Here is a 2,814-nt window from a genome sequence, read left to right as displayed (position 1 = left end):
CTATTGACCTACGCCTTCGTTTTGTTGCTCCGTCGAAGTATTATATCGCACATAACCATATAAAAAGTGTGGTAAATGGCGCGCCGATCGCAATATGCAACATGCGAATGGTGCAAAATAAAAAGCCAGGTCTTCGCAACGGAATAACTATAAAATGACTGGAGATAACTCTCTCATCAATTCGAGCGGCATCAATCGCCGCGATTTCATGAAGCTTTGTGCAGCACTGGCCGCCACCATGGGGCTCAGTAGCAAAGCCGCCGCAGAAATGGCCGAATCAGTTTCCCGCCCTCAGCGCCCACCGGTTATCTGGATTGGTGCTCAGGAGTGTACGGGTTGTACTGAATCGCTGCTTCGCGCGACACACCCTACAGTGGAAAACCTCGTCCTGGAGACAATCTCTCTGGAATACCACGAGGTACTCTCTGCCGCCTTCGGCCATCAGGTTGAAGAGAATAAACATAACGCTCTGGAGAAGTACAAAGGGCAATATGTTTTGGTTGTAGATGGTTCTATCCCACTGAAAGATAATGGTATTTACTGCATGGTTGCCGGTGAGCCGATCGTGGATCATATCCGCCGGGCCGCTGAAGGCGCAGCCGCTATCATTGCCATTGGCTCTTGCGCCGCGTGGGGTGGTGTTGCTGCCGCTGGCGTTAACCCAACGGGTGCAGTCGGCTTGCAGGAAGTTCTGCCAGGCAAAACCATCATCAACATTCCCGGCTGTCCGCCGAACCCGCATAACTTCCTGGCAACGGTCGCGCATATCATCACTTACGGTAAGCCGCCGAAGCTGGATACCAAAAACCGTCCAACATTCGCCTATGGCCGTTTGATTCACGAACATTGCGAGCGTCGCCCGCACTTCGATGCTGGCCGCTTTGCGAAAGAGTTTGGCGATGAAGGCCACCGTGAAGGCTGGTGTCTCTACCATCTGGGCTGTAAAGGACCCGAAACCTACGGCAACTGCTCAACGCTGCAATTCTGCGATGTTGGCGGCGTGTGGCCGGTGGCTATCGGCCACCCTTGCTACGGCTGTAACGAAGAAGGCGTTGGTTTCCATAAAGGTATTCACCAGCTTGCTCATGTGGAAAACCAAACCCCGCGCTCCGAGAAACCTGACGTCAACATGAAAGAAGGTGGCAATGTCTCTGCCGGCGCGATTGGGCTGCTTGGTGGCGTGGTAGGGCTGGTCGCCGGCGTCAGCGTGATGGCGGTTCGTGAACTGGGTCGTCAGCAGAAGAAAGATAACGCTGACTCACGGGGAGAATAACCGTGAACAGACGTAACTTTATTAAAGCAGCCTCCAGCGGGGCATTGCTGTTGGGCGCTGCGCCGTCCATCAGCCATGCGGCTGCAGAAAACCGTCCGCCGATCCCGGGTTCTCTTGGGATGCTCTATGACTCGACGCTATGTGTGGGCTGCCAGGCCTGTGTCACCAAGTGTCAGGACATCAACTTTCCGGCGCGTAACCCGGAAGGCGAGCAGACCTGGTCAAACAACGACAAGCTGTCGCCGTATACCAATAACATTATCCAGGTGTGGCGTAGCGGAACAGGCGTTAACAAAGACCAGGAAGAAAATGGCTACGCATACATTAAGAAACAGTGCATGCACTGTGTTGATCCGAACTGCGTCTCCGTTTGCCCGGTCTCCGCACTGAAGAAAGATCCGAAAACCGGCATCGTCCACTATGACAAAGATGTCTGCACAGGTTGCCGCTATTGCATGGTCGCCTGTCCGTACAACGTGCCTAAGTACGACTACAACAACCCGTTTGGCGCGCTTCACAAATGTGAACTGTGTAACCAGAAAGGTGTTGAGCGTCTGGATAAAGGCGGTTTACCGGGTTGTGTTGAAGTGTGTCCTGCCGGGGCGGTGATTTTTGGTACGCGTGAAGAGCTGATGGCTGAGGCGAAAAAACGTCTCGCGCTGAAGCCTGGCAGCGAATACCACTATCCGCGTCAGACGGTGAAAGCGGGCGATACCTATCTGCATACGGTACCGAAGTACTACCCACATCTGTACGGTGAGAAGGAAGGTGGTGGTACGCAGGTGATGGTGCTGACGGGTGTTCCTTACGAGGATTTGGATCTGCCAAAACTGGATGATCTTTCAACCGGTGCGCGTTCTGAACATGTTCAACATTCCCTGTATAAGGGCATGATATTACCCCTGGCTGCGCTGGCGGGCTTAACCGTGCTGGTTCGTCGTAACACGAAAAACGACCATCACGACGGAGGAGACGATCATGAGTCATGATCCTAAACCGCTGGGCGGAAAAATAATCAGCAAACCGGTCATTATTTTTGGGCCGTTAATCGTCCTGTGTATGCTCCTGATCGTGAAACGTCTGGTCTTCGGATTGGGTTCAGTCTCCGATCTGAACGGCGGTTTCCCATGGGGTGTATGGATCGCGTTTGACCTGTTGATTGGTACTGGCTTCGCGTGTGGCGGTTGGGCGCTGGCGTGGGCGGTGTATGTTTTCAACAGAGGGCAATACCATCCGTTGGTGCGTCCGGCGCTGCTGGCAAGCCTGTTTGGCTACTCGCTGGGTGGTCTGTCGATCACCATTGACGTCGGTCGTTACTGGAACCTGCCGTATTTCTACATTCCAGGTCACTTCAACGTGAACTCGGTATTGTTCGAAACGGCGGTCTGTATGACCATCTATATCGGCGTCATGGCGCTGGAATTTGCTCCGGCTCTGTTTGAACGTTTGGGGTGGAAAGTCTCTCTCAAGCGTTTGAATAAAGTGATGTTCTTTATTATCGCTCTCGGCGCGCTGCTGCCAACCATGCACCAGTCTTCAAT

General features: G+C 53.4%; 2 protein-coding genes and 1 pseudogene. All 3 read left to right on the top strand.

From position 1 onward, the window contains the following. The first annotated feature begins 154 nt into the window (after nt 1-154). A complete protein-coding gene (gene hybO, locus KQJ18_RS23135; RefSeq protein ID WP_003024486.1) occupies nt 155-1,273 on the top strand; it encodes a hydrogenase 2 small subunit in 1,119 nt (372 codons plus the stop codon). Between the two features lie 2 nt (nt 1,274-1,275). Further along, complete coding sequence (gene hybA / locus KQJ18_RS23130; RefSeq protein WP_003828357.1) at nt 1,276-2,262, top strand: hydrogenase 2 operon protein HybA; 987 nt, start codon at nt 1,276-1,278, stop codon at nt 2,260-2,262. Then, nucleotides 2,252-2,814, top strand: a pseudogene (locus tag KQJ18_RS23125) (Ni/Fe-hydrogenase cytochrome b subunit); the annotation flags it as partial. The gene hybA and the pseudogene KQJ18_RS23125, both read left to right, overlap by 11 nt.

This window comes from Citrobacter sp. S55_ASV_140 (genome assembly GCF_018919505.1).
Classification (GTDB): Bacteria; Pseudomonadota; Gammaproteobacteria; order Enterobacterales; family Enterobacteriaceae; genus Citrobacter; species Citrobacter werkmanii.
Note: the sequence above shows the minus strand (reverse complement) of the source record. Positions and strands in the feature narration are given on the sequence as shown.

Coding starts and splice junctions, on each gene's coding strand:
- hybO (WP_003024486.1), top strand. CDS start 155: ATGACTGGAGATAACTCTCTCATCAATTCGAGCGGCATCAATCGCCGC.